A 23,728-nucleotide genomic window follows, 5' to 3' on the forward strand; every position below is an offset into this window, starting at 1 on the left:
ATTCCTCCCTTATCCCATCAGTTGCCGCAGCAGCTGTTGTACGATCGCTTCCAGTTGGGCCTCATTCATTGCTGTCGGCGCTGTCGGCGCCGCCGGTGCTGCCGATACCGCCGCTGCCTCAGCCGTCACCTGCTTTGCCGCGCACACCGGCACAGGCTCCCGCAAATCCTCCATCTCGCGCACACCATAGGCTAAGCGGCGGATGTTCAGCAGGTTCATTGGGCCAATGTTATCCGATGTGGAGCTGCCGCCAACCGCACCGCAACCCAATGTCATGGCCGGAGGAAGATTCGTGGTTGCTCCAATGCCGCCCAGCGCTGCCGGAGTATTAACAAGCAGGCGTGACACCTGCTTGTGGAGCGCAAACTCCTGGATCACGGCTTCATTGCGCGAATGAATCGTCATGGTATGGCCTTTGCCCTCCCCTTCCAACAGCTCCATGCAGCGCTCGCAGGCCGATTTCCAATCTTCTGCCTCATAAAAAGCCAGCACAGGCGCCAGTTTCTCACGGGAATAAGGATTGCTGCGGGAAACGGTCGTCTGTTCCGAGATCAGCACCCGGCTTCCGGCCGGAATGCTAAAGCCGGCCATCGCCGCCAGCCTCTCCGGCGACTTGCCGACCGCCTGCGGATTAATCGTGCCATTGCCCCGCAGCAGGAAGGAGCCCAACTGGGCCGATTGCTCGCTGTTCAGGAAGTAGGCTCCTTGCCGCAGCAGTTCTTGTACAACCTGCTGTCTGCTCTCCTTCTCCACCACAATCGATTGCTCGGAAGCGCAGATAACCCCGTAATCAAACGTCTTGCTGTCGATAATCTGCTTAACCGCGCGCGGGATATCCGCCGACCGCTCTATGAAGGCCGGGCCATTGCCCGGGCCGACACCGATGGCAGGCGTGCCGGAGCTGTAAGCCGCCTTCACCATCGCTTCCCCGCCGGTGGCCAGGATAAGCGAGGTGTCGCGGTGCTTCATCAGCTCGTTGGTGCCCGGCATGCTGAGAATAGACAGGCAGCCCAGAATGCCTTCAGGCGCTCCCGCCTGCACCGCCGCAGAGGAGAGAAGGGCCACCGTCTCGCTAATGCAGCGGCGTGCGGACGGATGAGGCGAAAAGACGATAGCGTTGCCTGTCTTCAGTGCCAGCAAGCTTTTGTAAATCACCGTCGAAGTTGGATTGGTCGATGGAATCAGCCCGGCGATCACACCGACCGGTACGGCGATATCCACGATCTGATCGGTTTCATGGATGGCAATTACACCGACGGTCTTCATGTCCTTAATATGCCGGTACAGCTGTCTGCTGGCGAATGTATTCTTAATGACCTTGTCTTCCCAGCGGCCAAATCCGGTCTCCTCGTGGGCCATTTGGGCGAGCTTGACGGCGGACTGTTCCGCAGCCGCGGCCACCTGCGCTACAATGTGATCAATTTGCTCCTGACTGTAGCTTTGCAGAACCTTCTGGGCTTGCTTGGCGGCTGCGAGAATGACGCGAACCTCCTGTATGGATTGTAGATCATGATCCAGAATCTTCATTGCCGTTTCCTCCTGCTTCTTATGCTTGTTGCTCACTTACTTTTTCAGAAAACGGAGCTCTATCCTGCGAGCTTCCAGCAGCTCACGGGCCAGCGGTGTGATGATAGCATCCTCCCGTGCGCTCAGCGTCCCCCCTGGAATATGTTGCACATCGGCCAGAGTAATGACCGAATCCGGCAGATGGATGGCGTTCGGCGGATTCAGATCGGCTGGCCTTCCGCTGCCTGGCGAAATGCCGGCTGCAGGGGCTCCCTCCGACTGCAGTCCATGCGTGATCAGCGTTTCACGGAACTCCGCGAGTGTGACTACCTTGACGCCAAAGTCCTGCAATGTACGCTCATAACCCAGCAGCATCCTGTTGTACGCCCCGTTTCCGCCCAGCCCAGCAGCGGCCTGCACGGTATGTAGCGGATCATAGCCGTCACGGACCGCGACGATCTCCTTGCGCTGCATGATCGCCGCGGCGATGCCGGCGGTAAGCGGGCTGTCGGCGATGCCAAGCGCGATCTTGCTTAATGTGCCCCGGGTGGCGAGCGGAATCAGCACCAGCTCCGCCTCGCGCAAGGCTTGCTCGATTTCGGCCAGCCCGCTTAATCTGCGCGCGGACAACCGGGACAGCAGCGTCTCATCCAGCGGGGGCAGGCCGGGGCTGTCATCGATGACGAGACTGTAGCGGTACAGCGGATAATCCGCCAGTATCCTGGCTACACAACCTTCGTTCACTGTGCCTCCGCTGAGGAACACAACGACTCTCCTGCTCAGTGCGGGCAGCAGCGACTCCAGCATCCGGCGGATTAAGGCTTCGGCGGGCAACATAGGCCGTCTCCTTTCGCACTCATGGCGATGCCGATCGGGGTAACCAGCAGCGGATTGTCCGGCTTCCTTACGCTGAGTGAGGTGTATTTGGCGAAAACCTTCTCGATCCCCTGCAGGCAGCAGCTGCCTCCTGCCAGATAGACCGTTTCGATATCCTGCGGAATGTAGCTCATCGCAATATTGGCCATTTTCTCAATCACCGGCTGCACGATGGGGGAGAGCATGCGGTGCTGCTCAGGGTCATGCTTCAACTGCTCCGCCGTGGCGAAATCCACATTCAGGTTCCCGGAGATCACCAGCGTCATATGCACGCCGCCTGTGGGTTCATCGGCGGAAGCCGCTACCTCGCCGTTCCTGATAATGGAGATGCCGGTTGTGCCGCCCCCGATGTCCACCACTGCGCCACTTCTTACCCGCAGCACCTTCGCTGCCGCCTCAGGCTCATCAATCACTTGAATCAACCGGAAGCCGGCAGCCTCGACCACATTCGTAATCACCTTCACGTTGCCGGGCGATATTCCCGGCGGAATAGCCGTAGCCGCTTCGTGCAGCACCGTGCCGAGGCGCCGCTCCAGACGCTTCTTCATTTCTTGCAGCAGCGTAACCGCACGAACGTATTCAACCACAATTCCATCTCTCACCACATGGGCTTTCTCCAAAGCCCCGCCTACCGGCCGGTCTTCCTGGTCAAGCACCGTTATCACGACATTCGAGGTGCCCAGGTCTACGCCGACCTTATAGGGCAGCTTAAAAACTTTATCTTCAAAAGGCCGTGAACCGTCCATCGCCAGCTCCATTTCACGAACCAGTAGATTGACCCGCTCCATGCCGTGCTCAGCGCCCATAGGCTTCACCCTTGCCGCACTGCGGTGATCCGAACGGTGTCTCCGTTCTTCACCTCCGCCGCATTTGCCTCGTCGGTATCGATATGCATCTCCAGCACGAACTCGCGGCCCGCGCGGATACGTACATCATGAAACATAATTTTCTTGCCTGAGTCCGCCGACTCTACAGTGACTGAATCGCCGTTCTTCACCCCAAACCGGGCTGCATCCTCTTCGCTCATATGAATATGGCGTTTGGCGCAGATCGTCTTACTGTTCATCACCAGCATGCCTTTGGGTCCTATCACACACAAGCTCGCAGAGCCTGCCGTATCTCCCGAGTCGCGGACAGGAGGGTTGATTCCGAGCGCAAAAGCATCGCTGCGCGAGATTTCGATCTGGCTGGACGGCCGCAGCGGCCCCAGCACACGAACGCACGGAAAGCAACCTTTGGGTCCGGCGATACAGACAGTTTCCGAAGCGGCGAATTGACCGGGCTGCTTCAGATTGCTTTTGACCGTCAGCTCGTGGCCGGCTCCAAACAGCACCTCCATATCCTGGCGGTCCAGATGGATATGGCGGGCGGAGATTCCAACCGGAATGCTATAGCTGCGGTCCTTTACTTTAAGCGTACTCGCGATTTCCGCCGCAAGACTTTGTACCAGCTGATTATTCATGTCCATTATGGTTGACCATCCTTGTTTCTTTTGACTGGGCGCGGCCGGTGGTGCAGACAGAGAGCGGCCGGCTGGCCTTTCATTCTCCCGCATAGCGGATCGCCGCACAGATTGCAGCTGACCGCAGTCCGCTCTAATCGCTCCGCTTGCTGCTCTTGCTGTGGTACTGGCGGCTCTGACTGCGGTTCCTGCTGCAACTCCCGATCCGCAGCTTCGCCCCATGGCGCCTGTTCCGTTTCCGGATTCGCTACAGTTTCCCCGCCTGCAGACTCATCCGCATTGGGTTCTTCAGCATCAGACTCGTTAAATTTGGTTACTTCTTCCTCTGCAACAGGGCTGTCACGCCGACCGGCAGCAGACTCTGCTGTCTCTTTCTCCCCGCACGCCGTTTCCTCCAGCGGCTCTACAGGCTTCTGTTCCGCTCCCGGCTCGGTGAATACGGTTTCAGGAGAATGGACCAGCCGGCTGATCCCTTCCGCCGGGCGGGCAATGACCATCGCCGCTATAACCGCCCCCAGCTTGCCGGCGCTGCTCTTCGCTCCCTCGACCGCAGCTTTGACCGCACCCACATCTCCGGTAATTTTGACCACGATCCGCCCGTCCCGCGCTTTCTCGTAGCCCAGCAGCTTGACATGGGACGATTTCACACAGGTATCGGCAGCCTCCAGCGCCGCCGGATAACCGACCACCTCAATCAGACCAAGGGCATTCCCATTCACAGTAGCCACTCCTTCAACGTTTTACATGTATGCTTGTGCTGCCCTACAGATTGGACTGTGTCATCGATACCGGATTGTGGCCCATCGATCTCAGTACGCTTACGCCCACATCGCGGGCGGAGATCACCGCTTGGCGGACCGCGCCGGAATCGCCTGTAATCGTGGCGATAATTTCATTCGAGCGGGCTGTGCCTTTATCCGGGCTGGCATAGGTTACAATCTCCACATTGGCTGTTTTGAGCGCGGTGTCGGCCATCAGCAGGCCGATCGCAGCCGGAGCACCAACCAGAATGCCGAAGGATTTGCCCGCCGGTGCGCCAAAAGCTTTCTCCAACGCCAGACTCGCACGTGCTGTATAATGGAGCTCCACATGCCCGGCATCGCAAGGGTAGACATCGCCGAAGGTGCGCGGCAGCTCTTTGAGCGCCACTTCCACCGCCCGGCGGGAGTCGGAGACATCCTCCGAGGCAAAAATAATGGTGCAGCCGTGTCCGGCCCCGCCCTTGGTGTCCCGCGCCAACTCAATCGAGACCACTTCCGTGTTGGTCGCCTTCACCGCTTCGTCGGCAGCCATAATTTGCGGGCCTGCCCCGGTGCGCGAGCTGATGATGCCGATAGAACGGTATCTCGGGTCCAGGCCCATGCTCTCATGCAGATGGCGGTCCAGATTGGCGATCACCAGGCCCACGGTATCCCCCATGGCTGAGCCGACATATTCCGTTATCGCGTTATACTGGCTTGTCACGTCTTGTTCCCTCTTTTCCGTATACTGTTGGTTGTTCAGCGGAAGGCCTGCGGCAGCACCGGCTGCCGGGGCGGAAGGCACACCCCCGGGGCTTGCCTGGGCGACCGCTTCAATCACCTGCTTCAGAATCGCTTCATCCATACGCTCACCCCGATTTTATTGTTCAGACAGCTTTGGCAAAATTTTCTCAACGTCCATATGCGGTCTTGGAATCACATGTACCGAAATGACCTCGCCTACCCGTTTCGCGGAAGCTACTCCCGCATCCGTTGCCGCCTTGACAGCGCCTACATCTCCTCTGACCATAACGGTTACCAGACCGGAGCCGATTTTTTCATAGCCGATCAAGGTCACATTCGCAGCCTTTACCATTGAATCGGCTGCTTCGATTGCGCTGACCAGCCCTTTTGTTTCAATAAGTCCGAGTGCTTCCTGCCGCATAATTTTGCGCACCTCCATAGATATTTGAACTTGCGTTTTCATCTCCATTGTACGAAGAACGGGGCCGCAAATATTTGACTTTAACCACGCGAAACAGGATTATTACGACTCGCTGCTTTGTACTTTAATGACATGGCAAAAAATTACATGTAGTTAATATGCAATAATTGATTGCGCTTACAAATAAGCTGTGGCATAATCCCACTATCTTGATAGCTGCCCCCTTGCCGGAGGAGCAGGTTCGGTGAAAGCGCGTGTTCAAACCTTTGAAAGGAATGGCGATACCATGTCCGAAGTGATTCAACTTGCCGACATTATCGAAGTGGAAGCATTCAAGAGCATACAGGAGAAGCTGGCCAAAATCGTGATGTTTCCCGTTATTACGATCGATGCAGAAGGTAATCCGATGGGCGCGTGGAGCAATTTCTCCCCGTTCTGCAAGCTGGTGCGTTCTTCCAGCGAAGGAGAGCGGAGATGTATCAGCTGCGACTATGAGGCAGGGAAGCTGGCGATGAAACACCGCAAACCGCAAATCTACCGCTGTCATCTGGGTTTGCAGGACTGTGTGGCGCCGATCATTGCCGAAGGTTATTTTCTGGGGGCGGTGCTGGGCGGGCAAGTGCTGACGGATGAAGCGGACCGTGCGAAAATTGACGCCGAGCGCATCTCCGTTGAATTCGGGCTGCCGCTGCAGAAGGTACGGGAGGCGATTGGGCAGATTCCGCTCGTCAGCCGCCAATACCTGGAGGATTCGGTCAATTTCGACACCTTTGTTGCAAACTATATAGCCGAGATCAGTATGAAAAAAATGGTGCAGGAGCAATTTCTCAAGGAAAGCCGCGAGAATCTGCTGCTGGAGCGGAAAGCCAAAACGATGGAGTTGAAGCAGCTTCAGGCACAGATTAATCCGCATTTTCTGTTCAACACACTGAACACGATCGCCCGTATGGCCCTGATCGAAAATGCCCCGGAAACCGAAGAACTGATCTACAACCTCTGCGACCTGCTGCACTACAATCTGAAGAATGTGGAGGAATTCCCCAAGATCCGCGCGGAAATCGAGTCGATTAAAAAATATCTCTACATTCAGACCCTGCGCTACAGCGACCGGATTCAATATGAGATTAAAGTCGATCCTGAGATTATGGATTACCGCATCCCGTCGATGGTGCTGCAGCCTTTGGTGGAGAATGCCTTCATACACGGACTGGAGCAGAAGCGCGACGGCGGCACCGTGCGGATCAGCGGCTGCCGAACGCCGGATAACCGGATTGTCATCACCGTTGCGGATAACGGGAGAGGCTTTAATCCGGATATTCTGCGTGCGTTCGCCAACTGGGATAAGGACAAAGGCACACATACGGGGATCGGACTGTTCAACACGCATGAACGGCTGCGCGGCTATTTCGGCAAATCGTACGGCCTAAGTATCCGCAGCGAGCCGGATGTCAGCACCTTGGTCCATATCACCCTGCCCTGCTTGAGGGAACATCTGCCGATCCGAATGGAGGATGAACATTTGTGATTAAACTGATGATTGTTGAGGATGAGCCACTGGAGCGAATGGCGCTGCGCAAAATCATTCAAAGGCTGCCGCTGGACCTGGAGGTGGTGGAGGATGCGCTCAACGGCGAGGAGGCGGTCCACAAGGTACAGCTGTTGGGGCCGCAAATTCTGCTGATGGATATCCGCATGCCCGAGAAAAACGGGCTGGAGGCCCAGCAGCAGATTATCCACAGATTCCCACAGACGAAGACGATTATTCTGACGGCCTACAGCGATTTCCAATATGCCCGCGAAGCACTGCAGTGTGGGGTTATTGACTATCTCCTGAAGCCAGTGCCGCCCCACCAGCTCAAATCTGCGCTCGATAAGGCGATCCTGTCCTTGAATCAGGGCGAAGCTATGGACGCAGAGACTATCCCTGCCGCTCCCAAGCCGGACGAAGATCTGATTAAGACGGCACTGCGATATATTGAACGGCACATTACCAGCGAACTGACTTTGTCTGAGGTTGCCGCCTTCATTCACCTGAATCCGCAATATTTCAGCCGCCTGTTCAAAAGCCGCACCGGGGTCACCTTTACCGAATACGTCTCCGTGCAGAAGATCAACCGGGCCAAGGATATGCTGCTAAACAGCAACCTGCCGGTCTACCGGGTGGCGATTGATCTGGGGTTCTCGGACGCGGCCTATTTCTCGCGTGTCTTCTTCAAATATGAACAGCAGACTCCGCTGCAGTTCAAGAAGCAGGCCGAGCGGACTCTGCGCGAGCGCACAAGAAGACAGTAAAGCAGCAATTCCCCCGTGATTGGAGAACCGCTGTTTCCAAGTTTATTTACTGGCGCGCCGTCATCATAATTCCTTTTTTCGTAATCACGTAATTATCGGGCAGGCAGGTGGTACCAAGATGATTGCGGCAGCGGCCGTAAAGCTCCTTAAGATCCAGCTGAAAATCGCCGCGCGGCCGTTTCGGCTCCTTGATCCCCCAGTTTTCCATGCACTCCAGAATCAGCCGCTGCGTCTGCGGGTACATGCTTGCGGCCTCAAGCAGGCAGCCGACGCTCCCTAAACGAGTATTTTCGTCATATTTCGGTTTCAGCTTGAACACAAGGTCCGTCACTAAATGCCACAGCCAGATCCGGCAGGTTTTGTCGCTGTCCGGGATCGGGGAGTCAAAAAAGCCCTTTCGCAAGGCCGCCCATAAAGCCAGCAAACTGTTGCCGGCCAGTTCGGGGGTTTTATAATTATGAAAAATCGTCAGCAGCGCGTTGATTCGTCCGGAAATGTCGATCCCCCGCTCCGCCAACCTCCACCAGATGCGGCATTTCAGTTCTTCCGTTTGCGTATCGCTGTAAAATTGGGACAGTATCAGCTTCAGCGCTTCCTCAGGCAAAGCAACGCCTATAGCGAGCAGTTCATCCACGAGCGCGGCGGCCCGGAACTGAACATAAAGTTCGGTGTCCGTTTTGTCGGCTGCCTTTTTCGCGATATGCATGAGACGCGCCGCAGGGACAATATACGCCACGAAAGCAACGCCGTCCGCCCGCAAGCTTTCATAAGCCACTTCCAACAGGTCGGCCGTAAGCTCGGAGTCCTTTAATTCGGCGATAAAACCCGAGCTTCCATCGATCTGCCCGGCCCCTGCCAAACGATCCGCGATCCAGAGAACCGCGCCTTGCGCTTCGCCGGACGCGAGCATCTCTTCAACCAGCCTCTCTTTCCGCTCTTGGCGCTGCTCCTGGCTCGCTGCGGCAAAAGCCTGCAGCTTCCCTTCCATCGGCTTCTCTTCGGACATCATCGTTCTCCTTTCAGAATTGCGATTTATTAGAATAAGCGGCCCGGCCGCGTGCTGTACCGCTCGTCTACTCGTCCTCTTCTTCCAGACAGCTTTGGATAAAAGAAAACAGACTGTCCGCTTCCACGGAACGGTTCCCCCAATCATGCCAGAAGTAGAGCACCTGTCCAGGACGGCCCGCTTCCGCCGGGTCCATGTCCAGGCACAGATAGTCCCCGCCGCCGTTCGACGCGATCGGAATCCACTTGTCATTCCATAACAGCGGCTTGATTTCTTGCCCAATGTCCGGCTCCATTTCATCCGGATCAAACTCTTCCCGCAGGAAGTTCCAATTTTCCACAATTTCCTCAAGCGGGCTGAGCGTCAAATTCCTCACGAACGGTTCAGATTCCAGATCCCAGCCCTGCCCATTATGTACTAGATAGAAAGCTTTCATTTCTTCGGGAAGCTTCAAACCAAGCGCCTTCTCGGCATTCTCGAACTCCGCTTCGCCGGCCCCGGGCCGCAGCTTTAGCGCTTCCTGAAAACCGGCATCCTTAGCCGTTCCCTTTTCAATAATCAAACTCCATAACCGTTCTGCTTGTTTTAACAAGTCGAAGCCCTCCCTTTCAGATATACCAATATATACCGGCGCCAATGTCGAAATCAAACTAGAATCTGCTACAATAAGTTTAGTATACAGAGAAATGATAGGGGAGTCGAAATTGAAAATACTTCGGGAACATCGCTGGGATTTGACGGAAACGGAAGCCATTCAACTGCAGCGGGAACTGGCCGCAAAAGTAATACGGCAGGATGCATTTTCTGAACCAATCCGTTACATTGCCGGTGTAGACGTAGCTTATAGCGAACAAAACGACCGCTTAATCGCTGCGGTTGTCATTTTGGAAGCAGATACTCTGAAGCCTGTGGAATCTGCAGTCGTTGAAGATACCGTTCACTTTCCTTATGTGCCGGGGCTGTTTTCCTTCCGGGAGCTTCCACCAATCATCAAGGCATTTGAGCGGATCGTCACTCCCCCGCAGCTAGTCGTATGCGACGGCCAGGGGTTGGCCCACCCCAGACGGTTCGGATTGGCCTGCCATTTAGGCGTGCTGTACGATCTCCCCGCGATCGGATGCGGGAAGACCAGACTTTGCGGCGATTATACGGAGCCGGAATTGCACAGAGGCGCCTTCTCCCCGCTCACGGACGGGCGTGAAGTGATCGGACATGTCCTCAGAACGCAGCGCAATATCAAACCGATCTTCGTATCGGTTGGCCACCGGATATCCTTAAGTACAGCTTGCGAGTGGATCTTAAAGCTGGCGCCCAAATACCGTTTGCCGGAAACGACCCGGTTGGCCGATCAACTAGTGAAAAAGACGATGGCGGAATAAATCTCCATTAAGACTGCTTATTTTTGTTCGTATAATTGAGGTATGCGGTGCGATATGCTAAAAGAGCCGGGGGCCACCGGCTTCCTGCACAAAAATTCACATCCCTAGCTCTTCAATTTTTTTATTCAACGTATTCACTTGGTACATTTCTATTACCTTACCCGCTTCGTCTTTTCTATTCACGATCTCGACTTCCGGGCCGGCTGCTAGTTCTTCGTTCCATTCCGCACTGCTGTTAAGCTCTAGAAGTCTCGTATCCTTCAAATGCAAATAATCCTTGGTAAGCTCGAGAGGATCGTATCGTTTTAATCCCTGATAAGGATCCCTAACGAGTATTCTCTCCTTATCATATACTTCATTCAACTCATCAATCGCTTGCTCCAAGCTTAGCCGAATATGTATTTCATTTTCTAAAAATGTAACGGTTCCCTTCCCCTTTCCCGCGTCATCATCAAATATAAAATCAGCCTTGTTGTCCACCAACTGAAAATCAGCCGTTGAATCCGTCACTCTGCCAGGATTATATAAGAATATACTAATAGTCCCTTCATTTTCGCGATTTTCATTCATGGATATATCAATGCTATTTAGACAATCACTGCACGTATATTGATTAAAATCTTTATCCGTCCATGATCCCTGATAATTTTGCAATTCTATTTTTGCCGGAGCTTTGGGCTCAACAACCATATTTTCTTTGCTTCGGTCTGCATCACATGCAATCAACAATATTAGCAAAAACAAACCGCATATTAATTTGTATTTCATCCGGTTTAAACCTCTTTCTTAATATATGCTAATTTTCACATCACTACATCCTGAAATCCCACTTCAATGACATTTCCTTTCATGAGCCGCACACCTACCCCATTTTCTTCATCCCAAGTACAATTAAACGTTAGTCCGATTTCGTAGAATTCAAATAGTTCGGGGTATTTAACGATAATTCCATCTAAAGTTATTTTCTCAAGAAGTTGATCAGTTGTTTCTAGTAAAGGGTAATCTTCATTAAATCCAACATCATAACCAAGCTCTTGTCTTCTTTCTATGTAATAGTCCAAAATCGGCTGCAACACGCGGTGTTGTATGTTCTCCCAGTCACGCATAAGCAAGGTATAGACCTCATATTGTTCTTCCCCAAACTTACCATCCTCATCTCCATCAACTATAAGGGCTATTTCGGTTTGTTTCCCCAAAAAATCAATAGTCATGTCTTTTGACCAAATATAATTAAATTCGAGCTCGCCAAAAATCGGGTCGTCTATGATCACTTCAAAATCTCCTTTCTGTATTTTTATATTGTATATGACCAATACGGACTCCAGCAAAAATAACAGCCCTTCCGCCCCATACGGGAAGCGAAAAGGCTGTGGCAATTTCTCCATCGCATTATTGGATTTTTTGGGGTCATTAATTGGACAATGGGACATTCTCCGCCACTGGTGCGGGTTCAAACGCTTTGCGATTCGTCCACCCCACAACAACAGCAATTGCGCTAACCGCAGCCGCCAATAGATATATCGACGCCACGCCAAAGAGATCCGCAACGATACTCATCGCCATTAAGGAGATTCCGTAAATTAAACTTAAAACCGTGTACTGCGCGCTGAACACTTTGGGCAACAACAGCGGGTCAACACTCCTTTGCGCCAACGTTCTTCTGCAGATATTGGACATCTCTGTCATCGGGCCGGTCAGAAACATAATGAGCAGAGCTATGATAGGCACGGTATTAACGGCGTATAATGCTGTAATTGCCGCGTAACCGAAAGTTCCAAAAAGCAAGGCTGCAACTATTTTATTTTCCAACCGTTTTACCAACATGATTAGGACAATGCCGCCTAGTACCGACCCGCCAAAATAACTCGCGTTGATATAACCCCACCACCGTTCGCCTTGTTTTAAGACATCGATCACGAAGACGAGCATAAAGGAACCGGCCCAGACCGCCCCTCCAAATTGTTCGGTGGCATCCATAATCAGCAGTGAGCGGAGCCTTCTCGATTCCCAAAGGAGCACCCAACCTTCCTTCAGCGCCCGCCAATCCGAGGACTCGGCAACGTTATGCTTCCGCCCGCTTCTCATGCTCCATACGGACGTTCGCAAAGTCTCGGTTGGATCCGTAACAAAAATAGTGAATATCATAGCTAATCCATAACAAACCGCTACGATTCCAATAACGGTGAGCGGTCCGACAAAGGACAGCAGAATTCCGCCAAAGGCCCAACCGGCAAACTGGACGACTTGATCGGATGTGGAAATCAGCGTATTCGCCTTCATCAACCCGCTGTCATCCACCAACCGGGGAACCAAAGCATTGCGTGACGGTGTTGACCAGCCGTCAAGAAATGATAAAAGCAAAACAATAATGAGGATAAAAATCAGGTTCGGTCCACTGGATTGATCAAACCATAGATATACCGTCAGGCAAGCGAAAAGAACAAACTGCCCCATTTGCGAGATGAACAACAAAGCAGGCAACCTGAATCGGTTGATCAAAAGCGGGGCAAAAAAACCGCTGATCAGACGCGAAATGACCGTGATAAACGGGATTAACGTAGTCACAATAATCGAGCCGCTAGTATCCAACACCAATATCGTTAAAGCTAGCGTATATAACAAATCGGCCATGTTGGAGACGGTTTGCGTACTCCATAAATAATAAAAGGATTTATGATACATGCCGGAACCTTCTTTGCCTAATTCTTTTTCTTATGAATTTTTAAATCCCCACTGTATTTATAAATTAAAGACGGGCTGTCTATGATATGATTTTGCAAAGTTTTGGCTACGGTATTTTCGCTTTGAACCGCGTAACAGTACTGGCAGTTAAACCTGCACGTATTGTACACGCCCACGTCTACCGCTGCGGTGCAAAGACAGGTATCCCGCTGATTCTTATCTTTGGCATAGGCCAGATCCCGCCCGATGATGCTTGAAAGGAGCCGGGCGTCAATACAGCTGCCGTGACGAATTCCGCAGTGATCCAAATCGGCGGCTTCCGAGCAAGTCTCTACTGAAATACCGCGAGCGGCTCCAATGCGGCTTATGTTCGCGGCAAATTCGTCCAGTTGTTCTCTATAATCGGGCAAAGTAATATCGGTACATAACACCGCATGGTTTTGCTGCAGTTTCTTGAATCTCGCCACCGTTTTCCCGTAATAATCCATAAAACTTATCACCAATCGATAGGTGTACCCCTCAAGTTGGGCGGCTAAACGTTCCATACGTTCAAGATGGTACCCCACCGGGGTGATATTGCTGATGATGATCGGATCGTACCTCCAGATAACCCGGTTTGCCCCAAGCCGCTCGCTTAACTCACGGAAATAGTCCACGCGGCTCGCAGCGAGGGGCAAATTAGGCTCAAAAATTTCCGGGTAATCATTTAGTGTGTATTGAAAATAGTACATGTAGCCTTTATCGTCCAATTGTGACAAGTGCCTCATGAACGGCTTGGGATTTTTAGTCCAAAACACCATGCCGTCCACATCTTCGGGCAATAAGCTAAAGGCCGTTACCTGCTTGTAATTAAACGGATTCACCCGGTGAAAATACCCTTCGGCAATTCTGCGCATAAACCAATCTCCGAAAAAGGCCGGGATATCCGTTCTTCTGCTGGCGCTAATAATCAACTTCGCTCACCTGCGGTTCACCATATATTTAAGTTAGGCTGTTCAACTTTAATTTTATCAAATAATCCAGGAAAAACAATTTTCCCCATATAAACCAGTTTGGCTGCCCTTTGCCCGGATTCCAGGGAGCGAATATAAAACTTCAGCGCTCTAAGTTTATGCAAGTACCTATTTGCGTAACCCAACGTAAAATATTTCTCCGCAATATTTGCCCCTAACGCGTCAAGGCATTGCCGATGAAATGGATCCTTCTTATTCCAGAACTTCTTTTTCTTCTCTTTATTACGAACTCTTATTTTACACAATTCAATTTTCGTCCATTTATCCAACAACTCACGGTTTAGAGCAAGCTGTTCCAAGTCGAGTTTTTGCCGATCAAGAAAAGCGTACAGATTATCTTCACCATGATGATATATAAAATGGTAATCTTTGATAAAGCAAATATCGCTGTTTTGAAACACCTTCAGTAAAAACTCCGTATCCTCACAAGCCATCAAGCTTTCGTTAAAACCGCCGACCTGTACAACTACACTTTTTCGAATTACGGCGGTGTTAATATGGTAGAAATAAAAGTATTCCAGCAAAGAATACTCATAGAAACGTTGCCGAAAGAAGTAGCGATTCCCTTGAATCTCCGGCTTCAACTCATCGACAGCGTTTTGAAAATAATCTTCCCCTTCATAAGGTTCGTCAACTTTTAACCGCTTGTTTTGCCTTTCCTCGTACCACAGAGACAAAACCGCCCCGACCTTATTTTCCGTTAAAATCGCGGCGCATTCTTCAAGATGATGGCTTAACCACTCATCGTCAGAATCCAGGAATGCAATATACTCTCCTTCGGCTTGGGCAATCCCTCGATTTCTTGCCGAACTCACCCCTAAATTCTCGGAAGAAGCTGTAAATTTGATTCTCTTGTCCATTTCCATAAAACGCGATACGATTTCGGAGGTATTATCGCTGCTGCCATCATCTGAAATGATCATTTCCCAATTTGAATACGTTTGATTCAAAACGGATTGTATAGCTCTCGGCAACAAAAGCGCCCGATTATAGCTCGGGATGATGACGCTTATAAGCGGTTTGGTTTTCACGGTCGCAGCGCTCCTTAAGATAACATCAGATCGGGACAATTCGCACAAGAGGCCGGTGTCTCCTGATCAAGTTTCTCCAGTACTCCGTTTCGCTGGTTTAATATATAATCCATGGATTGTTGCCCGACATTCCCAAAAGCATAATCCGTTTTTTTTATATAGGAGCATCCCGAGGCAAAACCCCGGTGATTGATAAAAATCCCTTGTTTGAGCCATGTGCATTTAGCTTCGCAATCCTTATCGTACAGTTCGTCAAAAAAACCTCTAACCTTGATCCCGTTAAGAAGCTCTTGAATCTCGGCGTCCTTTTCCAATCCCGACTGAAATTGCTTGATCGTTTCGACCGAAGGTATCTCTTTCATCATGCCATCGTTGTAAGCTTCGGTATAGGTGTCCATATTCTGCAAATATTGAATCGTAAACTCGCCGTCAAGCGATAATTGCCGATATAAACGGACGATATCCTTAAATTCGTGAAATGTTGAATTCAGCAAGGTAACGGCAAAACCCAATACGGGGCGAGCCCTTCCTCTCTTTTGTTTTTTATCCATAAACCCCAGCATATTATCGATGATTTTCGGCAGATTCCCGCCGCGGATAGACCTGAATCTATCGGGATTTGGCGACTCTATCGAAACTAAAATACTGTATACATTAGGATTGTCTAATAATCTGTCCGCATTTTGGGAAGTGAGGAAGGTACCGTTGGTTGTAATCGAAACTTTCGCTGCGGGATGGTATTGTGCGATAAGGTCGAGCATGGCGAATAAGTCGGGGTGGGTAAAGGGTTCACCCTCGCCTTGAAGCTGAATATGCTTAACGTTGGACACACTGGTTATAATTTTATGAAATGTGTCTAGCGGCATGATCCCTTGATCCATGGTTCTTCCTACACAAAAACCGCAGGTAAAGTTGCATTTGGTTGTCGGCTCGATTTGAAGATACGGAACATCGTAAGTCATCAGGCTGTTGCCCCCCTTTAAAATATTTCCTGGATCAAACCTTCTCCAATCCGCGCGGACGGAACAAAGCGCGGCTCTTCAAATAAAGGAATATACATTTTAAACAAGTAATCATCCTGTAACAGATAGGTCCCGTATTCCCATGAATCCGGCATCTCACCCTCATCCAAAATAATCGAATCATGCTGGTCTCCGGACAAATCATAGGCATATATTTCGGCATCAATCTGGGTAATGCGGGAGCGGGCAAGTTCAAACGCTCGCGAATGAACTGAAAGATCGTGAGTAGAAATGAGCCAATTATTTCCTTTTTCTAAAAAATGTTCAATTTCTACTCGGTTTAAAACAACTCTTTGCGTCATTCTTAAGTGATACCACCCGGAACATTTCGTCATGTTTCGCGGATATCCAGCATTACAGTTTTCTTTCTCTTGCAAAAACACGTTCCGTTTAATTTCACTTCCCGTATCGACCACCAGATTGCCCCTCGTTTTAAGCGCCCCCTGCTCTATCGCGGAACTTAAAATATTCAGCGCGTCTTTGTCAAACAGGTAATCGTCACCGTCGAGCTCGATCAGAAATGAATCGTTGTTTGGCACCAGCAGATGAATCATGTTATAGAAGTTTCTGGCCGCATATTTTCTGGACAAGTTTTTAACCAAGCAGTAGTCCACCTTGTGCTTGTGCAGAATCGATTCCACTTCATCCAGGACGTCATATTCCGAAGCATCGTCAATAACCGCCACCCCAATATCGTGCCGTCCGTTCTGCTCGCAGATCGAAGCGACGCACCGCAGCAGCTTATGCCGCTGATTTCTGCAGCAAATGGTGAAGACGAACCGATTCATCAGAGGTTTACCGGCAATTACGTTTAGTTGGTTCAGCGAGTCGGGGATAACAGGCGTCTTAATGATGCGGGAAACCTGGTTTAGCACTTGTTCTAACCGCTGCCGGAACATATTCATCGTAGGCTGATTCCCAATCAAGGGATTGGCCCTGCGAACCATGAAGTAACGCAAGATCTCAACCGAACATCCATTGCTGGAATAGAACAGCCCCGTCTTATCCCCGCGGCTCGCCCGTCTACTCAAATCTTCGCTTTTAAACGCATCGTCCAGAACCATAAACCGGGCTTCGCGGGGAAGTTCGTCCGGCCGCATCGCGCTCATATCCGCATACTCCAGCGAAGCGGGGTTAACCTTTGGTTTTTGCGGAGACAGAGAGACAAACAGAATGTTCATTTCTGATGGAATAAGCGGATAACCCGACTTTTGCAAATGTTCGATAACCACATCTTCATTCAGCAAATAATCCGAATAAATGACCGCATGGGAGCTCCAGCTATGATCCAGGTTGCACTCCGAAAACTCAAACCGCGGTATCGGCAGAATATCGGACGGTATCTCATACCCCATAGTGAGTTCAACCAACCGCCGCTGTTGTTCATTCTGGTAAATAACGTAATCCGCCAATTTAATGAGCGGGATGGTTTGATAGTTTAACTCAACGACGTAAGCGACGACTTTTTTGCCGTAGAAGGAACAATAATTTTGTTGGAATACCTCTGCGGTGTGATGGTCCACGATTAGCAAAACCACATCGGATTGCTGCAAATCAGTCCATTCCGCCTCTTCTTCCAGCTGTTCTATAAAAAAGTCATTGATCATGCGGCTCGTTGGCGGGTAGATAGTTAGTTTCAACACTGCTAACACCCCTGTCATCTTTTTATCACGAAGCAGGTCACGAAAGTGGATTCGACGTCGAATCTTGAATTCAGCCGGGCCTTCCGTTGCTCACATAGACTCACCTACGCTCCGCTACTCAGTCCCTAGCTTCATCCGACCTAAAGCGTTTTGAAAAAACGCACATCGTAAGCATACGCTTCGGTGCTAAAAACCTGACTTTTGCACAAGCCCTTTTATGGCTTCGGCAATCTGCTGCACGCCTTTAAATTCACCTACGACATGGGACAATTTCGCGGTTTGGGCCCGGGCGAAATCCCGGCTGGCGTCAGCCGTCGCGATCTCCCCTAAAGTTTTGCCCGCAAGCGCTGAAAGCTCACGCAGAAGGGGCGAAGCTGCTCCGGTCAGCTCGTCCATGTATCGCCGGTAAAAATCTTCGATCTTAAATTGCCGGGCCTCCGGAACTCTGGTGGATAACATCAGCTCGGGGAACGCCTCCCAATCGGCCGCGTCGGATACTCCGTTGCGATATAAGGTCATATAGTTGGTATAATTGCCGTCATGCTGTTCGGGGAGCACCAAGAGCGGAACTTCATAGGCCAGACATTCAAACATCGTCGCCATCCCCGCGGGTGCAATGACCAGCAGACAATCATCAAGCCGCTGCAAAAACTCCGGATGAGTCAAGGCGTAGACGTTCTCCGTCCGGAATACTTTTTTTACCGTATCGGCCAGCGACTCATGCACGGCGTAAACGATCTCATGCCCAGTTCCATATCGGTCCAGCCCTTCTCTTAAAATGGAACGAACGACAAAGAGATAAACGATCAAATCCAATTCGGTCACATAGGGATTGATCATGCCGGAAAATGAAATTAAAATCGTGTTCCTATGCGGCAAAGCCTTCCGATAAGATAAATCCACCATGGGATCCACGAACTGAATTTTGTCCGCAAAACCTTCCAGACTAGCGGGAAGCCCCTGATCAAACTGCTGAAGAAACACTTTTTGAGCAAGGGTATACATCACGCTGTAATCAAAATACTCGCCGAAATGTTGGAGTTTATTGCGAATCTCGCCGAAGCTCTCCTCTTTGTCGATCACCGAAACCGAAGATTGCAGCAACGGTTCTTCCCACTCCCACATCCAATACAAATTGTCTATGCTGACGGAGGGAATATCCTGCTTATAAGCCCATAACAAAATATCAGGCTCCATCACGCTGATCACCAGGTCATAGTTTTCTTGTATGGTAGGATAGCTATCGAACACCCGATGAAATTGCGTCTTATGCCGTAAAGCAAAATCAAGCGCAACGGACTCCCCGACAAAATCCACTTCGGCAAAAACTCCGATTTCCCGAAGCAGCAAACGCAAGGTAGCGCAAGGCCCGTATCCCCAAGCGCCGGCGCCCGTTAAAATTTTCATTTTTTTCACAGGTATCACAACCTTATCCGCGATGATCGCAATGATGAAATCAAATGGCGTACTTGGCCGGTTCGCTTGCCTTTACACGCTCCGCCGCCATCGCCAATTCGGCGGCTTCCGCAGGCGAAGAAGCAAACTTAACTTCCATATTCCTGCGTTCGTCAAAATATTTGCCTTCGTACAAAAAGCCAGGCAGCTTATCCGCCCAACCTCCCGTACCCAAAAGCACAATGAGGGGTACCTGTTCCAAGTAAGCCACCGAGGCTTCCCCCAATGTTCCGTTTCCTCCTCCCACCATAATCACGGCGTCGCTGGATCTGATGGCGAGCGAGCTTCTGACATCGTACCCCATCCCCGTGGGAATAATGATATCCAAATAGGGATTGGCTTCCTGTTCAATATCCCGCGTAGCCAGAAATCCGATCGTTAATCCGTTGTGGCGTTTAGCTCCCTTGCATGCCGCCTCCATCACTCCCGGCCCTCCGCCGGTGACCAGGCGCGATCCCCTTGCGGCGATCATTTCTCCTACTTGCTCCGCAAGCCTCAAGGTTTCCGGGGTTTCATCCTTCCATTTGCCGATCACGCATATGTTCTTGACCATACCAGCTTCTACTCCCCTTTAGAAGTAATTCTCGTATGCCCATTCGCGGCAATCGTCGAATAGGATTTAAGCTTGTCCATCTTTTTCCAAAATTCAGTTTCGATGTCGATATTAAAGGCAACGCAGTTGCCAAGCAGCAAAATGAGCAAATCGGCATGTTCCTCCGCTAAATTCCCTTTATGTTTTGTGAGGCAGGAACAGATTTCGCCTACTTCCTCCATAATCAAATTCATGCGAAACAGAGCGTCCTCTCCCCCATTGTTTTTAAAATTATGCCGCTCATGAAGTTCCCGTACAGCTTCCAATAGATCATTCAAAGTCCGCTCCCTCCTTTCTCAACTGCCGCAGGATCTGCTTATCCTCTTCGCTCATCAGTTCTTCACTCGTCAAAATAACGTTATTCAATACCAGATACTCGTTCCCGCAAACACTGCATTTCAGCAATCCGCCCTGAACATCTGGCCCTGCTTCCCTGAACTCCATTTCGGAATGGCCGTTTTTGCATACAACCAAATCGAACAGGTTTTTGCTTTTTGTACTAACTCCCATACTAATCCCCTCTTTCAATAGAAAAATAATAGTGAATATAATTTTTATCCTCTCCAAGCTGACCATGAGCCAATATGGAGAAACCTGAACGCTTCAGCATTTTGTGTACGCTCTCAATGGATTTATAGTTCGCCGGCGCCCCATACTCGTATTTGATGGAATGAAAATATCCGCGGAACAATTTTTGGAGCGCGGGGGAATGGTCCGACGGAAACAAATCGACAATCACCGCTTTTCCCTTCTTGCTTAACAATCTACCAATTTCATATAAAGCTTGCTTCTGGTTATAGACGCTATGAAACATAAAAGCGGAAAAGATCGCATCAACGCACTGCCCGTCCAAATGAATTTCCTCGGCGGAAGAATTGATCAAATAATCATATACGTTCTTTTGGGCGGCGATGTTTAACATTTCACGCGAAATGTCCACGCCGATCAAGCTGGCGTTGGATCTATTCCTGACCTCTTTTCCGAGCACGCCGGTACCAACCCCCAATTCTATGGCCCTCCGGCCTTCCCGCAACTCAAGGGTATTGACGATTAACTCCGCCAGCTCCGGGTAAGAGTAACCTCTTTTAATCAATTTGGGCACAACTTCATTTTCATATTGCGGCGCCCAGCTATTGAACGCTTTGTAAACCCGTTTCATGTAATACTTCCGAATCATGATAAGCATCCTCCCTCCGTTCGATTAAGGAGCTATACTTCCCCCATACTTCCCGCCTTTGGCATACGGCCACGACATATTCCCCGGAAACGTCGAAATTACGCGTAAAAACCAACATTTTCTCGTACAGTTTCAGCAGAGCGAAGGCCTCGGAATATTTTTCCTGGTTGTAATCAAACAGTTTTTGCAGTCCGCCTATATCTTTCATGAAGGTGATATAATCGTAGAAATTCGCAAATTTAAAAATAAAACGTTCCTTCCAAATACGATAGGGAAAAAGACCTCCTTCGCTTAGGACCTCTTCCAAACCATCCAGCGAAAACCGCCCCAGCACATCTTTCCCATTCTCATGGAATGGAAATATTTCGCTTTGGTATTGTCCTCCAGGCACCATTAAAATGACGATTCCCTCGGGTTTCAGGTATTCCCTAATCTTTCTTAATACAAAGACGGGGTCATGCAAATGATGCAGTACCTGCTTTAGGATAATGACATCAAAACTGGCTTGTCTAAAAATACCGTCCTCTATATCCCCTACAACGTATTGAACGATATTGTTATGATTACCCAGCCGGTCTATTTTTGCCTTGGCGGCCTCGATCATATCCTTGCTGATGTCAAGTCCGACGATGCGGCAGCGGTCATAATGCGCAGCGATATGTTCGAGCAGTTTGCCCGATCCGCACCCAATCTCCAAAATCTCCTTTCCATTGCCTAATTCGAATTCCAGTTCTTTCATCATCGGGTTGTCGCAGCCTTGCACTTCCTTGATGTGGTTCCCTTTCTTTTCCCATTCTTTCGCCAATTCCTTACTGAATACGTTTCCAACCTTTAGGCTCTGTACACTCATTTTCGTCACCTCATCTAAATTTGTGAAACATATCACATTTAATCCGATGATGAAAGACGTTAAATCGAGAACATGATGCCGTTAATGCCGTTTGCGGGAGTAGATTTAGCAAGTAAGGTAGAAGTTTGTTTTGAAAATTACGGTTGGGAGGTCAATAGAGTAGAATTTGGGAGTGTCATAAATAATATATAGCATAATTGTAAATATATATCAACAACTACCAAAAAAACACGAACCTTGCTGCAGCAGCCCGATAGGAAAAGGCTTGCCTACTTAACTATCAAGTAGAAACAAGCCCTTTGGTAAAGGATATTTTGCGTCCTGTGTATCCCCGCTTAGGAAAGCAGCGGGATTCTGTCCCGGTAGCGCTCGATCAGCCGCCGGTTGTGATCGTCGGCGCCGTCGATATTGCCGCTTAAATAAACGGGCGGCTCGTAGCCCCGCTCGATCATATATGGAATCGCCTCGGCGAAGATGCCGTTGAGGATCGCCGCTCCGATCACCGTCGACGTCGGCGTGAACGGCGTCGCCAAGTCCGGGTGGGTCAGCACCGCGTCGCCTTTGGCCGAATAATTGTCGATGACGAGATCGACGGAATTGAACAAATGCTTGCCGCTCACGTGCCGGGACGGCTGGCTTTGCGAATATTCCAGCGAGGTGATGCCAATCGTGAACGCGCCCTTCTGCTTGGCGATTTGCGCCGCGTCGACCGGAACCGGATTGCGGCCGGAGGTCGACAGCACGAACATCACCTCGCCCGGCCGGATATCCTGCCCGTGCATAAACTCCTCGGCCAGCCCGTTCTGACGCTCCAGCTCGGAGGAACGGACCGCTCCCTCATGCAGCATCAGCTTTTCCACGAAAATCGGGTGAATCGGCACCAGCCCGCCGGCCCGGTAGAACACTTCCTCGGTCAAAATATGCGAATGCCCGCAGCCAAACAGATGGATGATGCCGCCGTCCATAATCGTTTCCGCGGTCCTGCGGGCTGCCTGGTTGATTTGCTCCGCTTCGCGCTCCTCGACTTGCTGCAAAATGCGGCGGATATGGTCAAAATAAGTATGCAGCATCGGCAATCACTGCTCCTTCCCGCTTTGTAATCGCTGCTTGGCGCCCTCGATCATAGCCGTCATCGTGTTCAAAGTCGCTTCAATGACCGCTTCGCCTTTTTCCTTGGTGGCGATCGCCGCGTTGCCGAGCACGGCCGTCGCGGTGAATTCCTCCCATGGCGTCGGGGTGCAATCGGCCTCGATCCCGATGTTCGGAACGTCGTTCAGCGCCTTGTCCATGTTCACATACTCGCCGGCCAAATAAAGCATATACGAAGTTTCCAGCTCGCAGGCGTGAAAATAGGAAGCATGTGAAGACGGGGTTTCCCGCACCCGCTCGATCGCCTGCTTTGACCCAGGATAAAAGAAATAATACACTTTCAGCTCCGGGTAATCTTTGTAGAGCAGACGGGCCGCCTCCTTCAGCGCCACCGCGTTGCCGAGATGCCCGTTCAGCATCACGTAAATGCGCAGGCCCTGGCGGTACAGGCTTTCCCCGATGTCATACAGCATCCGGATCAGCGCTTCGTTGGAGACGTTGATGCTGCCGGGAAAATTTTGCAGGCTCCATACCTGGCCGTAAGGAAGCGTAGGGAGCACGAAGCTCTCCGTCCGCTCCGCCAGCCGGCGAGCGAGCCGCTCGGCCAGCAGATTGTCCGTGCCCAAAGGCAGATGGGGGCCATGCGCCTCTACCGCCCCGATCGGCAGGATGGCGCAGGGCATGCGCTTGATTTTTTCCGCGATGTCGAAGGCGTTTTCGTCTTGAAAAATCATCCTGTCGCGCCCCC

General features: G+C 50.8%; 27 protein-coding genes. 3 read left to right on the top strand and 24 right to left on the bottom strand.

Features of this window, described 5'->3' with window-relative positions:
• Nucleotides 1-9: 9 nt before the first annotated feature.
• From NYE69_RS29805 to pduA, 7 genes are read right to left on the bottom strand one after another with little or no spacing between them, the layout of a single operon-like run.
• Entirely contained in the window at nucleotides 10-1,527 is a 1,518-nt protein-coding gene (locus tag NYE69_RS29805) for an acetaldehyde dehydrogenase (acetylating) (RefSeq protein ID WP_340929611.1), read from the bottom strand.
• Nucleotides 1,528-1,563: 36 nt separating this feature from the next.
• Nucleotides 1,564-2,343, bottom strand: coding sequence for a hypothetical protein (locus tag NYE69_RS29810; protein ID WP_124333157.1), 780 nt, complete (start codon nucleotides 2,341-2,343; stop codon nucleotides 1,564-1,566).
• A complete protein-coding gene (gene eutJ, locus NYE69_RS29815; protein WP_227872915.1) occupies nucleotides 2,322-3,188 on the bottom strand; it encodes an ethanolamine utilization protein EutJ in 867 nt (288 codons plus the stop codon). The genes NYE69_RS29810 and eutJ overlap by 22 nt, the downstream gene beginning before the upstream one ends.
• Before the next feature lie 5 nt (nucleotides 3,189-3,193).
• Entirely contained in the window at nucleotides 3,194-3,850 is a 657-nt protein-coding gene (locus tag NYE69_RS29820; protein WP_240534100.1) for a phosphate propanoyltransferase, read from the bottom strand.
• Complete coding sequence (locus tag NYE69_RS29825; protein ID WP_124333158.1) at nucleotides 3,850-4,563, bottom strand: BMC domain-containing protein; 714 nt, start codon at nucleotides 4,561-4,563, stop codon at nucleotides 3,850-3,852. The genes NYE69_RS29820 and NYE69_RS29825 overlap by 1 nt, the downstream gene beginning before the upstream one ends.
• 43 nt (nucleotides 4,564-4,606) lie before the next feature.
• Nucleotides 4,607-5,449, bottom strand: a complete 843-nt coding sequence (gene pduB / locus NYE69_RS29830; RefSeq protein WP_240752054.1) for a propanediol utilization microcompartment protein PduB — start codon at nucleotides 5,447-5,449, stop codon at nucleotides 4,607-4,609.
• Nucleotides 5,450-5,464: 15 nt separating this feature from the next.
• Nucleotides 5,465-5,749 carry a propanediol utilization microcompartment protein PduA gene (pduA, locus tag NYE69_RS29835; RefSeq protein ID WP_124333160.1) on the bottom strand — a complete coding sequence of 95 codons (285 nt, stop codon included), beginning with the start codon at nucleotides 5,747-5,749 and terminating at the stop codon, nucleotides 5,465-5,467.
• A gap of 244 nt (nucleotides 5,750-5,993) precedes the next feature.
• Between pduA and NYE69_RS29840 the strand changes: the two genes are divergently transcribed.
• Nucleotides 5,994-7,274, top strand: coding sequence for a sensor histidine kinase (locus tag NYE69_RS29840; protein ID WP_326044460.1), 1,281 nt, complete (start codon nucleotides 5,994-5,996; stop codon nucleotides 7,272-7,274).
• Entirely contained in the window at nucleotides 7,271-8,041 is a 771-nt protein-coding gene (locus NYE69_RS29845) for a response regulator transcription factor (RefSeq protein WP_124333161.1), read from the top strand. The genes NYE69_RS29840 and NYE69_RS29845 overlap by 4 nt, the downstream gene beginning before the upstream one ends.
• A gap of 46 nt (nucleotides 8,042-8,087) precedes the next feature.
• On the opposite strand, the gene NYE69_RS29850 is transcribed toward NYE69_RS29845, so the two are convergent.
• The gene (locus NYE69_RS29850; protein WP_340929616.1) at nucleotides 8,088-9,047 is read right to left on the bottom strand and encodes a hypothetical protein; all 960 of its coding nucleotides are present in this window, start codon (nucleotides 9,045-9,047) and stop codon (nucleotides 8,088-8,090) included.
• A gap of 67 nt (nucleotides 9,048-9,114) precedes the next feature.
• Nucleotides 9,115-9,639, bottom strand: a complete 525-nt coding sequence (locus NYE69_RS29855) for an SMI1/KNR4 family protein (RefSeq protein ID WP_036619970.1) — start codon at nucleotides 9,637-9,639, stop codon at nucleotides 9,115-9,117.
• A gap of 94 nt (nucleotides 9,640-9,733) precedes the next feature.
• Between NYE69_RS29855 and nfi the strand changes: the two genes are divergently transcribed.
• Nucleotides 9,734-10,426, top strand: coding sequence for a deoxyribonuclease V (nfi, locus tag NYE69_RS29860; RefSeq protein WP_174719613.1), 693 nt, complete (start codon nucleotides 9,734-9,736; stop codon nucleotides 10,424-10,426).
• Nucleotides 10,427-10,522: 96 nt separating this feature from the next.
• On the opposite strand, the gene NYE69_RS29865 is transcribed toward nfi, so the two are convergent.
• From NYE69_RS29865 to NYE69_RS29935, 15 genes are all read right to left on the bottom strand, one after another.
• Nucleotides 10,523-11,194, bottom strand: coding sequence for a hypothetical protein (locus tag NYE69_RS29865; RefSeq protein ID WP_340929619.1), 672 nt, complete (start codon nucleotides 11,192-11,194; stop codon nucleotides 10,523-10,525).
• Between the two features lie 35 nt (nucleotides 11,195-11,229).
• On the bottom strand, nucleotides 11,230-11,697 hold the full coding sequence (locus tag NYE69_RS29870) for a DUF6985 domain-containing protein (protein ID WP_124333164.1): 468 nt from the start codon (nucleotides 11,695-11,697) through the stop codon (nucleotides 11,230-11,232).
• 139 nt (nucleotides 11,698-11,836) lie between these two features.
• Nucleotides 11,837-13,108, bottom strand: coding sequence for an MFS transporter (locus tag NYE69_RS29875; protein ID WP_124333165.1), 1,272 nt, complete (start codon nucleotides 13,106-13,108; stop codon nucleotides 11,837-11,839).
• Nucleotides 13,109-13,125: 17 nt separating this feature from the next.
• Nucleotides 13,126-14,061, bottom strand: coding sequence for a DUF1848 domain-containing protein (locus NYE69_RS29880; protein WP_340929623.1), 936 nt, complete (start codon nucleotides 14,059-14,061; stop codon nucleotides 13,126-13,128).
• 17 nt (nucleotides 14,062-14,078) lie between these two features.
• Nucleotides 14,079-15,152 (bottom strand): glycosyltransferase family 2 protein, encoded by a 1,074-nt coding sequence (locus NYE69_RS29885; protein WP_157688694.1) that lies wholly within the window; start codon nucleotides 15,150-15,152, stop codon nucleotides 14,079-14,081.
• 14 nt (nucleotides 15,153-15,166) lie between these two features.
• Complete coding sequence (locus NYE69_RS29890) at nucleotides 15,167-16,114, bottom strand: radical SAM protein (protein WP_124333167.1); 948 nt, start codon at nucleotides 16,112-16,114, stop codon at nucleotides 15,167-15,169.
• A gap of 17 nt (nucleotides 16,115-16,131) precedes the next feature.
• A complete protein-coding gene (locus NYE69_RS29895) occupies nucleotides 16,132-17,817 on the bottom strand; it encodes a glycosyltransferase family A protein (RefSeq protein ID WP_340929630.1) in 1,686 nt (561 codons plus the stop codon).
• A 186-nt stretch (nucleotides 17,818-18,003) separates the two neighbouring features.
• Nucleotides 18,004-19,233, bottom strand: coding sequence for a hypothetical protein (locus NYE69_RS29900; protein ID WP_124333169.1), 1,230 nt, complete (start codon nucleotides 19,231-19,233; stop codon nucleotides 18,004-18,006).
• A gap of 40 nt (nucleotides 19,234-19,273) precedes the next feature.
• Nucleotides 19,274-19,825, bottom strand: a complete 552-nt coding sequence (locus NYE69_RS29905; RefSeq protein ID WP_124333170.1) for a TIGR00725 family protein — start codon at nucleotides 19,823-19,825, stop codon at nucleotides 19,274-19,276.
• Nucleotides 19,826-19,833: 8 nt separating this feature from the next.
• Nucleotides 19,834-20,142: a hypothetical protein gene (locus tag NYE69_RS29910; protein ID WP_028538447.1), complete on the bottom strand. Its 309-nt coding sequence runs from the start codon at nucleotides 20,140-20,142 to the stop codon at nucleotides 19,834-19,836.
• Nucleotides 20,135-20,374 (bottom strand): hypothetical protein, encoded by a 240-nt coding sequence (locus NYE69_RS29915; protein ID WP_340929637.1) that lies wholly within the window; start codon nucleotides 20,372-20,374, stop codon nucleotides 20,135-20,137. The genes NYE69_RS29910 and NYE69_RS29915 overlap by 8 nt, the downstream gene beginning before the upstream one ends.
• Nucleotide 20,375: 1 nt before the next feature.
• Nucleotides 20,376-21,041, bottom strand: a complete 666-nt coding sequence (locus NYE69_RS29920) for a class I SAM-dependent DNA methyltransferase (protein ID WP_036699687.1) — start codon at nucleotides 21,039-21,041, stop codon at nucleotides 20,376-20,378.
• Nucleotides 20,995-21,891: a class I SAM-dependent methyltransferase gene (locus tag NYE69_RS29925; RefSeq protein ID WP_124333171.1), complete on the bottom strand. Its 897-nt coding sequence runs from the start codon at nucleotides 21,889-21,891 to the stop codon at nucleotides 20,995-20,997. Before NYE69_RS29925 ends, NYE69_RS29920 begins: the two co-directional genes overlap by 47 nt.
• 335 nt (nucleotides 21,892-22,226) lie before the next feature.
• Nucleotides 22,227-22,961: an SIS domain-containing protein gene (locus NYE69_RS29930; RefSeq protein ID WP_340929641.1), complete on the bottom strand. Its 735-nt coding sequence runs from the start codon at nucleotides 22,959-22,961 to the stop codon at nucleotides 22,227-22,229.
• Between the two features lie 6 nt (nucleotides 22,962-22,967).
• Nucleotides 22,968-23,714, bottom strand: coding sequence for a creatininase family protein (locus tag NYE69_RS29935; RefSeq protein ID WP_340929643.1), 747 nt, complete (start codon nucleotides 23,712-23,714; stop codon nucleotides 22,968-22,970).
• Nucleotides 23,715-23,728 lie beyond the last annotated feature (14 nt).

This window comes from Paenibacillus sp. FSL R5-0527, from assembly GCF_038008055.1.
GTDB lineage: Bacteria > Bacillota > Bacilli > Paenibacillales > Paenibacillaceae > Fontibacillus > Fontibacillus macerans.